Source organism: Dolichospermum sp. UHCC 0259 (genome assembly GCF_009711935.1).
In the GTDB taxonomy this organism is placed as follows: domain Bacteria; phylum Cyanobacteriota; class Cyanobacteriia; order Cyanobacteriales; family Nostocaceae; genus Dolichospermum.
Map to the genome: position 1 here is coordinate 41,809 of NZ_VIKX01000124.1, position 13,221 is coordinate 55,029.

The 13,221-nt window shown below is 39.3% G+C and carries 7 protein-coding genes; 3 read left to right on the forward strand and 4 right to left on the reverse strand.

Annotated elements, in window-relative coordinates; genetic code table 11:
- Positions 1-37 precede the first annotated feature (37 nt).
- Together FJR05_RS10045 and FJR05_RS10050 are read right to left on the reverse strand one after the other, a co-directional pair.
- Entirely contained in the window at positions 38-817 is a 780-nt protein-coding gene (locus FJR05_RS10045) for a PP2C family serine/threonine-protein phosphatase (protein ID WP_168643969.1), read from the reverse strand.
- A 52-nt stretch (positions 818-869) separates the two neighbouring features.
- Positions 870-1,544 carry a VWA domain-containing protein gene (locus FJR05_RS10050; protein WP_039204101.1) on the reverse strand — a complete coding sequence of 225 codons (675 nt, stop codon included), beginning with the start codon at positions 1,542-1,544 and terminating at the stop codon, positions 870-872.
- A 785-nt stretch (positions 1,545-2,329) separates the two neighbouring features.
- Here FJR05_RS10050 and FJR05_RS10055 point away from each other — a divergent pair.
- Positions 2,330-3,712, forward strand: coding sequence for a response regulator (locus tag FJR05_RS10055; protein ID WP_168643970.1), 1,383 nt, complete (start codon positions 2,330-2,332; stop codon positions 3,710-3,712).
- Positions 3,713-4,308: 596 nt separating this feature from the next.
- Here the strand turns inward: FJR05_RS10055 and bchH are convergent.
- Entirely contained in the window at positions 4,309-8,019 is a 3,711-nt protein-coding gene (gene bchH / locus FJR05_RS10060) for a magnesium chelatase subunit H (protein WP_168643971.1), read from the reverse strand.
- 163 nt (positions 8,020-8,182) lie between these two features.
- On the opposite strand from bchH, the gene FJR05_RS10065 reads away from it, so the two are divergent.
- Both FJR05_RS10065 and FJR05_RS10070 read left to right on the forward strand, forming a co-directional pair.
- On the forward strand, positions 8,183-9,196 hold the full coding sequence (locus tag FJR05_RS10065) for an N-acetylmuramoyl-L-alanine amidase (RefSeq protein ID WP_168643972.1): 1,014 nt from the start codon (positions 8,183-8,185) through the stop codon (positions 9,194-9,196).
- A 535-nt stretch (positions 9,197-9,731) separates the two neighbouring features.
- Positions 9,732-12,956, forward strand: a complete 3,225-nt coding sequence (locus FJR05_RS10070) for an alkaline phosphatase (RefSeq protein WP_254446893.1) — start codon at positions 9,732-9,734, stop codon at positions 12,954-12,956.
- Between the two features lie 141 nt (positions 12,957-13,097).
- On the opposite strand, the gene FJR05_RS10075 is transcribed toward FJR05_RS10070, so the two are convergent.
- The coding region (locus tag FJR05_RS10075; protein ID WP_168642427.1) for a transposase at positions 13,098-13,221 on the reverse strand (124 nt) is incomplete at its 5' end.

The following is a 13,221-nucleotide window of genomic DNA, read 5'->3' on the forward strand; positions in this document are numbered from 1 at the left end:
TACCATACTATTTTTAATCCCTAATGACTATAAATTATCAGTTAATAAATGCAGCCAAAATTAAAGTTAAATCATCATCAGTCCGCTGAGTAATCTTATCAGAACTTAAAAACCGCATCAAATGCTCTTTTGCTAATATTCTATCTTCAGCATTCGCTACAAACTCAAACAAAGGAAAAAAGAAAGGCTTGTGAGGTTCACCAACAATCATATTTAAAGCTAACATTTGTAAACCATCAGTCAAAACACCCACATTAACAATCTCATCCCGGCATATTTTAAATTGTGCTGTCTCTAAACCATCAAGAGATGTGAGAAAAGTTGTTTGATTGATATATTCGCCATTGCTAGGAATGGTTAACGCTATCAGATTACCCATACCATTTTTAGCCACAGCCAAACCATCACCAACCTGTCCTACAGCCACAATTTCTGGTGTAGCAATCATCAGAATCAAGGTAGTTGCTAAATCATGAGGTTGATGATTACAAACATCCGCCTCAGTTTCTATAGCCTTGCGGGCTGCTAACATCGCATCAGTAAGCAAATAACGCAAAACATCATCATTAGCCAGAGAATCACTCGTCATCTCTTGGCGAGAAAGATGATCTATTGCCGTTTCCACCGCAATCATTGATCCCACCTTTCCTAGTTTAGCAGAACCCGCACCATCGGCCGCTGCTATCACCAACACATTATTAGCCAATAACTGCCAATGGTGAGCATCCTGACAAAGTTGCTGGTTTTTTGAATGACTAGTCCCACATACAGAAGCAGCCACTATCCGCCATTGAGAAATCTGTTTTGATGTATTCATATAATTTGTTTTCCACAGCTAGTTCAGTTTAAACAACAAGCTGCAATTTTCATTAAACAGATCCCCAACCAATTGGTGGTAGTGCTACCTGTTCATCTACCTGAGAATGAGACACCGCTGACATACTCGCAGACAGCCAAACAAACATTTCAATAAAATTCAATCCTTTTAATTTCAGAGGACTCCGTACAGCAATTTGACTTAATCGGCTCATGTTCGCATTCTCTACACCTACAGTAAAGAACGCCACCCGCTTATTAGACTCATCCCCTTGCAGTCTTTGGGCTGCTTGTTCAACAACATGATCTAGTTCACCCTGGGGTTCACCATCAGTAATCATAAATACCCAAGGACGGTAATAAGCAATACCATTCGTCCGATATTGGGATTTGCGCTCTTGAATAATATCCAAAGCTTTATGAATAGCCGAACCCATAATTGTTAAACCCTGGGCTGTGAGAATCGGTGGGTTAAATTGATCAGCAGTTACAAAGTCCTGGACAACATTAACATTACTATCAAATGTAATAATTGCTACCTCGACTCTTCTGGATGCCAAGGAATTTTTAACCAGTTCATCTTTTAAACTCAACAAACCTTGATTTAAAGCTTCGATTCGTTCTCCTTGCATCGAGCCAGAAGTATCTAGCAATAACACGCATGGGCAACGGGGTTCAGGGTTTTCCGCGAATTCTACAACTTCGTCAAGATTAAATGTATCAATCATAACTTTTTGTGTTATGTTATAGTCCAAAGTCTTATTTTCCTTTTACTCAAAGTATATAGTTTCTGGCGCTAGTATGACTAAAATTATGGTATTTTGCGGGAGATAATTGAATTTTTTCATAAAGATATTCACTTGGGGCAATTTTACCAAATGTCTCCCCCACTCCTCATTACTACTTAGTCACTGGTAATTTATGAGGATTGGATATTTAATCTTACTTATTGTCAAGTGTCTACCATAATTGAACTTTGCCAAAATTAAAATGCCAGAATTCAGGAGTTCAACAACCTCAATGCCTAACTTTTAACCTAGATTCTCCAGTCTATTGAGTTGCCATCTGCTGTAATAATCAATATATACATTTACCTCCATAAATTTTTAAAGATTCTATGTGGGATTTAAGTCTGTCTTTCGGTAAATAAATTCATTATTGTTAAATCCAGGAAAAGTGCGAAGATCCGGCTGAAAATTGATGAATTTAAACTACCAAAAAAATCTCAGCATACTTAACAGTATCACTACTTAGTTGATCAAGATGAAATAGTGACAAAATATGACAAAACAGAGATCTTTATCCAGACCAATGATAAAAAATCAAAATAAAAAACTACAAAAACTGTTACATTCAACCCAGGAGGATAATTCTTAAAAAATGTTTTTCATTGATATTCATAATTTAACAACTTGTGATCATGACCATATTTTCAGGTGATATCATATTGCAGCCTGATATTTAATCTTTTCCCATACTATGTTGATGTATCCGCCTAAAAAATTGTAAAAATATGAAAAATACTGGCACATTTACCAAATTATCACCCCAAGGTTTATTAAGACAATTAAGCAATTGTTATGAAACTACCCGTTTGCAAGCACATAGCAACTCTATATCTTGGTTGATATATATAGAACAAGGAAAAATTATCTATGCAACTCATTCAGTAGAACCCTTTGATAGATTAGAACGACAAATGCGTCGTCTCCATTCACAAATTCCTTTAGTTGATAATGAAGTGCGTGTACAAATGCGCTTGATGTTTGAACCTGAAGATAATCATCATTTACCCAACCAAATTCCCGAATATGAAGCGATTAATTGGCTGGTTAATGAACAACATCTTCTTCCTGATCACGCATCATTACTGATTCAAGAATTAGTTAAAGAAGTAATTGAATCATTTCTCCTGATTAAAATAGGCGATTTTGAACTAACAGAACCACTGGAAAATTTTACCAGAATTTGTAAGTTAGATGTTAATGATATCATCGAAAAATGCCAAAATCAGTTACAAAATTGGCGCTATCTTGGTAGATACATCTCTTCTCCCTATCAGCGTCCATATTTGTTAGTTAGTAGCAAGTTTCAGGATAAAAGATTACCACCACTAAAAGAAAATATTACCAATTGGATGAAGGGGTTTAGCTTGCGTCATCTAGCGATTATTATGAATCAGGATGAGTTGCAACTAGCTTTAAGTTTATACCCCTATATTGTTAAGGGTTCTATAGTATTACATGAACCAGATCCCCCATTTGATAAGTTACCAAAAACTTGTGGAAGTTCATTACTATTTTCTGAAGATAGCACAGAGTTAATTAAGGGTAAATTATTTGTTGCGGATGTAGCACCCAGTCAAGATTCTTCTTCAGAAACTCCAATTATTTCGCAGAATCATCTGTCGGTTCAACAGCTAGTCCCAGATGTGACTGATTTACCTTCAGAGGATTTTGCACCTGAAGTTGTTAATAGTAACATAGAAGCCGATTCACAAAAAGTCAAAATCAATACGAGAATTACCCAAAAGACTTACAAAATTATTTCTGTAGATGATAGTCCGACAATTCTCAAGGAAATCAGTCGTTATTTGGAAGATGAGAATTTTACTTTGGTGACTATTAATGAACCAGTGAAGGCGGTGATGTCAATTATTAGACATAAACCGGATTTGATTTTACTGGATTTGAATATGGCAGGAATTGACGGTTATGAACTATGTAAGATTATCCGCAATAATTCCATGTTTAAAACTATTCCCATTATTTTTGTGACTAGCAATAAGGGAATTATAGATAAGGTAAAAGCGAGATTTGTCGGTGCTTCGGGATATTTAACCAAGCCTTTTACCCGCGCTGAGTTGCTGAAAATGATATTTATGCACTTGGCATAGGGGAATGTAGGGCTTGCGCCCAGTCAGCAATTAGCAATATAAGTAGGGTTTGCTGAAAAAGTTGTCCGTGAGGGCAGGGAACAGGGAACAGGGAACAGTTTTAGCCATCTGGATATCCTCAATTTTCTAAATCCGACCCAGGAAAATGCACCAATTTTGAGACACCATAAGCCAAAACCTTGCACTTTATTGTGATAAAAATCAGCGAACCCCTTATTAATAAAAGGTTTCAGTTTTATTCAGCAAGCCCTAAGTAGGTTAACAGAAAAATTTAAACAGCTTGGATTTTTTTGTTACTCTACTTAACTCAATGTATACCCAACACGGCTTAATTATTTGATTCTCCGGGTAGGGGTTTAGCACTGCTAAACCCCTACAAATCTAGGGTTTTCGTTGTTTTATGAAAGTCCATGTCCCAACCAATTTGAGTATAAAAAGGTGCGTTACGCTATTGCTAACGCACCCTACAAAAGTTTTGTTTAAGCCAACTGACAAAACTCGGAATGTATTCAAAACACCAGTTCAATTTTCCAAAACTTCCATAAATTCCTCTACCGTTATTCCGGCTTTAGAAGTAAGGCTGCGTAAATGGCATTTTACACCGTCACCCCTTCCAATTCTTCATCAGTTAAATCATACAATTTCCGTAGTTTATCTAACTTATCTCCATCAGCTTGCCATAAACCGCGTCCTGATGCTTCTAACATTCTCCCAATAATATTTTTGAAGGCTTCAGGATTGGCTTTGCGTAATTTTTCTGCCATTTCTGGATCTAAAGCATAGGTTTCGGCTGCTTGATCATATACCCAATCATCTTGAAAATCGGCAGTTCCACCCCAACCTATTAAGGCTGTCATGCGTTGGGAAATTTCAAAAGCACCTCCAGAACCTTGATTAGCCATTGCGTCAGCCCATTTGGGATTTAATAACTTGGTTCTATATTCCATTCGCAATAAATCATCTAAATTGCGGGGTGTGGTGTCTTTAGAAAAACTTTCGACAAAACTGGCTTGTACTTTTTTGCCGCTTTGTTTTTCTGCGGCTTTTTTCAAACCGCCTGTGTTGGCATAATATTCCTGAATATCGGTTAATCCATATTCTACCGAATCTATTTCTTGAATAATGCGATCGCTAGTTTTTAATAAAGTTTGTAATACTTCTGGCCTAGCTTGTCCTTTATCATTTCTACCATAACTAAAGACATTGCGACTTTCCCAAGTATTCCCCAACTCTTCCCCAGATTCCCAATTACCATCAACAACTCTATCATTTACCAAAGAACCAAAATCACCAGAGGGATTAGAAAACAATCTTGCTGAAGAATTTTCTACACCTTTAGCTTTTAAAATCAAAGCGTGTTTTCTAATAAAATTCATTTCTTCTGGTTCATCAATTTCCGCAGCGCGTTGAAATAAATCATCTAACAATTCAATGATATTGACAAAACTATCTCGAAAAATACCCGATAGATTTGCTAACACATCAATGCGTGGATGTCCAACTTCAGCCAGAGGTTTTAAATCATATCTTACAATTCTTCCCGTTCCCTCCTTCACAGGTTCAGCACCTACTAATTCCAAAAGAATACCAAGAGATTCACCCTTGGTTTTAATAGCATCCAAACCCCATAATAAAACTGCTACTGTTTCAGGATATTTCTTATTTTCATCCAAAGATTGAGAAATAATTTTCTTGGCAATTTCCTTACCCCTTTCAAAAGCCGCAGGAGAAGGCATCCGATAAGGATCTAAAGCATGAATATTTCTCCCCGTAGGTAACACACCAGCACCATCTCTTAACAAATCCCCACCAGGTGCAGGAGGAATAAACTCACCATTTAAACCTCTTAATAAATTTGTTAACTCATCAGTAGATTGATTTAATAACCTTGTAATTTCCTTTCTTTCTTCTTCTTTTCTTCCTTCGTGTTCTTCGCTTCTACCCTGCGGGACGCTATGCGAACGTGGTTCATTATCTCCCCCAAAATAAGCATCCAAATAACCAGTTAACTCCTCCTGATTCGGTGCTTCACCTAAAGTATGTAAACCAGAAGAAAAAAGACGATTTTCGAGAACTTGCAAATATTCATACAACTTCACCAAATAATGATCAAAAGCATGATTACTAAACATCCTTACATTCTCCGGTGTGAAGGGAATACCTAACCTTTTGGCATCATCAAAAGGACAATCTACCTCCAAACCAGTATCAACTATCTTTTTACAAATTCCTTCCTTTAACAGATAATTCTTTTCTGGATCTTCCCTATATTCTGCAATTAAATCGCGTAAATTCACCAACTCTTTATATAAACCAGCACGTCCATAGGGAGGGACATTGTGAGAAATTAACACACCATAACCGCGACGTTTGGCTAATATTGATTCGGAAGGATTATTTGCGGCATAGATGTAGAGATTGGGCATATTTCCCAAGAGAATATCAGACCAAGAATAACCTGTATTTCCTAATGGTGAACCGGGCAACCATTCAACCGTTCCGTGCATTCCAAAATGGACAATTGCATCAGCTTCAAATTCATTTTGTAGCCATTTATAATAGGCTGCATATTGGGGATGGGGGGTTAAATCTCTTTCAAACATTAACCGCATGGGATCTCCTTGAATTCCCAAGGGTGGCTGGACACCTATCCACACATTTCCTAGTTGTACACCACCAATATTAAATTCATCATTGTATGTTTTAATGCCGCTACCTGTGAGATATTGCCATTGTTTTTCAATGCGAGATGTGAAAAGATATCCTAACCATTTTTCTAATGTTTTAGCATTGACGGTTGTAATATCTTTTTTGTTATTTTCTACTAAGGGATTGATTTCATCTGCTGCTTTAATTTGCTGAATTAATGCTTCACCATCTTCAGGAATATCACCAACTGTATAACCTTGTTCTTTTAGTGCATTTAGTAATTTAATTAAACTGCGCGGAACGTTTAATAATGCAGCAGTTCCCACTGCGCCATAACCTGGAGGAAAACCATATAAAATAATGGCAATTTTTCGTTGAGAAATAGGTTTTTGGCGGAGAGAAACCCAACTTTTGACTCTATTAGTTAAACGCCGGACTCGTTCAGGAACTAAATAAATTTGTTCCCCAACTAAACCACCGAGAGGAATTGTATCAATCGCGCCATCTAATTCAGGTAAAGCATATAGGACAACACTTTGCAAACCGCTTACACCTTGGCGCGTCCAAGAGTAAATATCTTGAATTAATAAAGGCGCAGCAACGACATAAGGGACATTTTTAGCGGTGAGAATGCGTTTAGCCACTTCCACCTGTCTTCCTGCTTCCATTGAACCAGCGGGACCACCAACTAGGGGAAAACCGATAGTAGAAACTATGGCATCAATTTTTACTGCTTCTGCGGAGAGGGAAGGGGTTTCAATGTTACCTCTTTGACGTTGTTGGGTTTCGTGGTCGCTAGTCATCCAATCTCTAACGGCTACGTGACCTTCTACGCCGTTGATAAAGATGGGTAAGGGAGTTAAGCCCGCTTTTTCAAAATAGCGGATTAGTTGGGGAATATAGGGCAATTTGGTGATAACGTGCTTTCGGTAAAGTAGGATACCGATGATTGGGCGCAGGCCCTGCGCCCCTACGTCCTGTTCCCTTTTTTCATACCATTGTAAGTATGCTTTGGGTGATGTAAAAAAGCCTTGATAGTCGGGATGTAATAAACCCATGTCGGGGGTTTCGATGGGTGGGGGTATATCGCCGACTCTTAAATCTAGGTATTTTTCCGCAATTGTCCAAAATAGGGAAGCGACGTTTTCTGAACCGCCGGCGTTCCAGTAACCATAGATAATTAACCAGTTACGAAGGTCTTGGACTTTTTGGACTGGGATAAATTTTAATAACTTGGGTCCGATTTTCAGAAAACTGATATAACCGGCGAGTTTGTCTTCTTCTTTACCGTTGCTGAATTTGTCAAGGATGAATTTAATGGGTTTAGGCATTCCTTTGGGTTTATCTCCAATGGAAAATTCACCTATTTTGGTTAAACTCATTAATTCCAGTGCTGACTCGAAAATTAGACGGATAGGGATGTTAGCGACACGCTCACGTAACCACACAACTTGGTCATAATCGAAGAGTAAACTGCCAAAGAACACATCTGCGTTTTTGAGGGCTGCTTCTACTTCCGGGCTATTGGTGGTAATATTGCGATCGCTAAATACTCGAATATCCAACTCTGGACACCGGGAATTAGCCAAATCAGCCGCTTTTCGGTACAAGTCCGCGTTAAACGATTCAAACCCAGCAATCAAGACAATACGTTTCATGCGCTTTTGCTACGAAATATTTCTTTACATTGATCTTAAACATTTTTGGGGATTAATGGGGGAATCTCTACCGAGAGATTAAAATAATGTCTATGCTTTTTGGAACTATATTAACCAGTAGCAGACTCTTGACATAGCAACAAAGTCAATTAAGGAGATACAAATGAAATTCGGCATTGATATTGGTCACAATTGCCCTCCCGACAGTGGTGCAAGTGGTATTAAATCGGAAGATAAGTTAACAACGGAAGTGGGTAATAAGGTTATTGCTAAATTAGAAAGTTTAGGACATACAGTAATTGCCTGTAAACCTAATAGTGCCAGGACAGTAAATCAATCTTTAGGTAGCCGTTGTGAGAAAGCCAATAGTAACAGAGTAGATATTTTTGTATCTATTCATTTTAATGCTTTTAATGGACAGGCTAATGGGACTGAAGTATTTGCTATTAGTGACGCTGGCAGAAAAACTGCTAAATCTGTATTAGATGAAATCGTCAAATTAGGCTTTTTTAATCGTGGTGTGAAAAGTGGTTCACATCTGTATGTTCTCAGAAGAACAAATATGCCAGGAATTCTCATAGAATGTTGCTTCATTGATTCTGCCAAAGATATACAACTATATGATGGTGAAACAATGGCTAATGCTATAGTTGCAGGATTAACAGGTAAAGTAGCCAGCACTCCTCCTCGTGTAAATCCTACTCCTGTAAAGCCTACTCCTGGTGTGTCTATTCCCATTCCTGTTCCTAGTGTTCCTGTTAATACTGTTATAGATGAAGAAAGCAATAAAGATAAGAGCATTCTCAGACTACAACAGGCTTTAAATCGGTTGAAAATTACTGATAGAAATAATAAGTCCTTAGTAGAAGATAATAGCATGGGTCCAGCTACATCTTCAGCAACAGAGAAATTTCAAAGAATTGTGGGAGTATTACCCACAGGAATTGCAGGTAATACCACCTGGGATGCTATCAATCAAATATTAGCTAAACGAGTTGTCCAAGGAACTCATGCTAGTGGTGTAATTATCAGATATTTACAATATCGTGTAGGTGCTGATCCTGATGGGATTTATGGACCGAATACAGAGGCAGCAATCAAGAAATTTCAACAGCAAAATGGTTTAACTGCTGATGGTATTATTGGGGCAATGAGTTGGCAGAAATTGATAGGTTAGCATCAATTTTTTAGCTAATATCTATCTAGAATTCATAAAATAAGTAGGTTGGCGTTAAAAATTGTCTTTGGGGCAAGGGAATAGGGAACAGGGAGAGAGTTTTGGGCGATTTTACTTTTCTTCACATACCTATTAAATTTTTCGGTTCACCTACTTGTATTGCTGGTAAATAGGGGGTTTTACTCCCTATATTAGAAATAAGCTACTGTACCAGTGAAAATGCTGCAAACTTATTGCATAGATAAATACTTATCATCTAAATCAATAAATTTAAGAAATAAATAAATTAGTCTTAACCTATTATCGTAACTTTTCTTAACATAAGCATGATTATTTGAATGTAACTTGCAAAAACTGAACTAGCTAATTGAGAGGTTTTATGACAACAGGTAATCATGTCATTTTCATGCACCCAGATGGAACTAGTCCATCTCACTTCGCCTTTGCAAGATTTGTAGATAAGGGTCCCGATGGCCGTTTGAATTGGGACAAGATGTCCAATACTGGTGTGTATCTGGGTCACATGGAAGACTAGTTGGGCGGCACATCTAACGCTGGTGCTGTTACCCATGCTACAGGTGCTAAGGTTTATGCTGAGTCTTTTGGTTATGAATTAGGGAATTTACCCATCACGTCCCTTTCTGGAACTACCAAAACCATTGTTGAAGAAGCTAGAGATGCAGGTAAAGTTACTGCCCTAGTTCAATCTGGAGCTATTTTTGAGCCTGGTACAGCCGCCTTTGTTGCCAAGACACAGGAAATTACTAACGCTAATGGAAGTATCACCGTACCTCGCGCCCAAGCTGCGGAAATTGCCAAACAGGTAATTAACTCAGGTGTTGACTTTATTATGGGTGGTGGTGAACTAAACCTTCTACCTGTTGGTACAAATGGTTTTCACGGTACTGCGGCTCAACTCGATGCGCTGAGTACCAATTCTCTAGTACGCCCCACCGAAAACCTAATTGAATTAGCAAAAACTAAGGGCTATACAGTTGTTTATACAGAAGAACAACTTAATGCGTTACTTGCCCTACCTGTACCACCAACTAAAGTATTGGGTGTATTTGCACCTATCCATACCTTTAATGATCGCCCTGAAGAAGTTTTAGCAGCGAACAATTTACCACTATATCTGGCTACAGCACCCACCATTGGCGAGATGTTGGATGTAACCCAGAAGTTGATGGAAAAACACCCCAACTTCAAGAATGGTTCTATTGCCATTGTGGAAGAGGAAGGTACAGACAACTTCGGGAATAACAACAACGCGGCTGGAACTTTAGAAGGATTGCGCCGCACAGATGCAGCCATTGGTGTAGCAATGGAATTTATCAAGAAGCATCCTAACACCTTGATGGTGACTGCTGCTGACAGTGATGCTGGTGGTTTACAAGTGCGAGATCCCCGCACTGGTGAAACAGTAGGTACTGTCAACAACAACCCCACCACAGAATCCCGTAACGTACCTTTAGATGGACAAACCGGAGCTGACACTGCGCCTTTTGTATCTGCACCAGATGTTAATGGTGATACTTTCAAGTTTGGCATTGGTTGGGCAGGTACACCAGATTTTAGCGGTTCGATAGTTTCTAAAGCGCATGGTCTAAATGCAGACAAATTACCTGCAACCCTAGACAATACCAAAATTTATGAGTTGATGTATGAGACTCTATTCGATGTTGAATTAGAATCTCGTAACCCTGAACCAACAGCAGCACCCCAAGCCACCAAACAAACCGGGAATGTGATTTTTATCCATCCAGATGGTACAAGTCCTTCTCATTTCATGGCGCTTCGTAACATTGACAAAGGTCCTGATGGTAGACTCAATTGGGATAAGATGTCCAATGCGGGTGTATATCTGGGACATATGGAAAACCAGTTAACTGGTACTTCCAATGCTGGGGCGGTAACTCATGCTAATGGTGTGAAGGTTTTTAACGAATCCTTTGGCTTGAATGAAGACCAATCTATTGTGACTCCAGCTTCTGGTAAAGTTGGCTATACAATTTTAGAAGAAGCGATCGCAGCAGGTAAAGCAACAGCATTATTACAATCTGGACACTTAGCAGAACCTGGTACAGCTGCCTTTGCTGCATCAACTACTAACCGGTTGGGTGACAATATTCGGGCGCGGGATAAATACGTCGAGATTATAGAACAAACCATCCGCTCTGGTACAGATATCATCATGGGTGGTGGTGAGTTATATATGTTGCCCAAAGGCACAACTGGCTTCCACGTCACCGCCGAAATAGACGCTTCTGAACAGCGTGATGAACGTCGCCCCAGCATTAATTTGATTCAATTGGCTCAAACTCTGGGTTACACCGTAGTTTACACCGAAGACCAGATGAATCAGGTGGTTAATAGCCAAAACCCACCCACCAAGCTTTTAGGTGTATTTGCTGCTAGGGCTACCTTTGATGACCGCAACGAAGAACAACTAGGATTAAATAGCCCTAATCCTTTACCTCTCTATGTGGATACTGCACCCACAGTAGCAGAGATGTTAGAGGCATCTTTAAAGATTCTCAGCCAAGACCCTGATGGCTTCTTTGTAGTCATGGAAGAAGAGGGTACTGATAACTTCGGTAATCCTAATAATGCTGTAGGTACGATTGAAGCGGCACGTCGGGCTGATGCAGCGATCGGTGTAGCTATGAACTACGTCAACACCAAAGATCCCAATACTTTGGTAATCACAGCCGCAGATAGCGATGCTGGCGGATTGCAAGTTTTCCAATTTGAGCCTTACACCCGTCCCTCTGGTAACTCAACCTCTAATCCTACACTGGCAGATACTGAGCCTAGTGCGCCATTCGTTGGTGTTAACCCCACCACTACTAATACTAACCGTGCAGTTTTGGATGGTGTCAACGGCAGCACAGGTACAGCAGAAGCACCTTGGAAACCCTTCGCAGCTCAAAGCAGCATTGATGGACCAATGGGTAACTTTGGTGTAGCTTGGGTCGGTACTCCCGATTTCCCAGGTAGTATTGTTTCCAAAGCCTATGGGATGAATGCCGAAAAATTGCCTAGCACCTTGGACAATACCGAGATCTATGACCTCATGTATGAAACCATGTTTGGTATTAGTTCTGAACTTGCCGCAGCAAATCAGGTGGCTGAAGTAGTGAGTGGATCGACTGGCGGTGACACTTTGGTGGCTGGATTCAGTCCAGTTGCTGGAGTCATTCCTGCTTTTGATGGTATCAACGATGTTGTCTTTACTGGTGCTGGTAACGACGAAGTTGACGTATCTATGGCTGGAAGTGCTGCTCGCAATAACCGCATTGATACTGGCAGCGGTGATGACACAGTTTACGCCGGCAACAATGACGTTGTGTTTGGTAGTTCTGGCAATGATCGTCTTGAAGCGAGAGATGTAAGCGGCTATCGCCTCTCAGGTGGTGTGGGTGATGACACCTTCTACCTTGGTTCTAATGGTCGCGCCCTCGGTGGTGATGGCAATGATAAGTTTTTTGTTACTACTGGTGGTGGTAACTTAATTTCCGGTGGTGCTGGCACTGACCAATTCTGGATTGTCAATGCTGAACTACCCAAAGCTGCTAACACTATCCTTGACTTCCAAAAAGGCACTGATGTTATCGGTGTTCTTGGTATTTCCTCTAGCAGTTTGACTCTCAATGTTCTCAATGGTAATACAGAAATCGGTTTACTTGGTCAAACTGTTGCTATTGTTAATGGCGTTACCGGTTTGAATGTCAATACCGATTTTGTTTTTCAATTCTAATTTCAACCTTTGATTTTGAAAATTTGTAGCTATTAACCAGAGAAGAAGATAAGAATTTCTATACTTTTTTCTCTGGTTTTTTCTTTATTGAACTTAAGAAAAATATCTCTCCAATTACTCAATCTGGCTCTTGCGTCCCTTTTATGGAGAATTAATACTAAAGTGCCAGTTTAATAAACTACGTAATCTAAAATTACTAAAGTTACGAAATCCATATCCAAGTCTTTTGATTAATTTGAGTTTATTATTAATTCCTTCTACAGTA